This window comes from Cupriavidus sp. FW305-27, from assembly GCF_058787995.1.
In genome coordinates, this window is the sequence record NZ_JBYTAG010000145.1 from 1 (window position 1) to 509 (window position 509).

Consider the following 509-nt stretch of genomic DNA (forward strand, 5'->3'; position numbering starts at 1 on the left):
ATCTGGGGCGATCCGGAGCGCTTCAGGAAGAGCTACTTCCCCGAAGAGCTCGGCGGCAAGCTCTACCTGGCCGGCGACGGCTCGATCCGCGACAAGGACACCGGCTACTTCACCATCATGGGCCGCATCGACGACGTGCTGAACGTGTCGGGCCACCGCATGGGGACGATGGAGATCGAGTCCGCGCTGGTGTCCAACCCGCTGGTGGCTGAAGCCGCCGTGGTGGGCCGCCCCGACGACATGACCGGCGAGGCCATCTGCGCCTTCGTCGTGCTCAAGCGTTCGCGTCCGACTGGCGAAGAGGCCGTCAAGATCGCGACGGAGCTGCGCAACTGGGTCGGCAAGGAGATCGGCCCGATCGCCAAGCCCAAGGACATCCGCTTTGGCGACAACCTGCCCAAGACGCGCTCGGGCAAGATCATGCGGCGCCTGCTGCGGTCGCTGGCCAAGGGCGAGGAGATCACGCAGGACACCTCGACGCTGGAGAATCCGGCCATCCTGGAGCAGCT

1 protein-coding gene is annotated in these 509 nt (G+C 66.4%); it reads left to right on the forward strand.

What is annotated here, in order from left to right; translation table 11 throughout:
- Positions 1-509, forward strand: a 509-nt coding sequence (locus tag AC3WRI_RS32930; protein WP_492295028.1) for an AMP-binding enzyme, incomplete at both ends; no start/stop codon positions are given.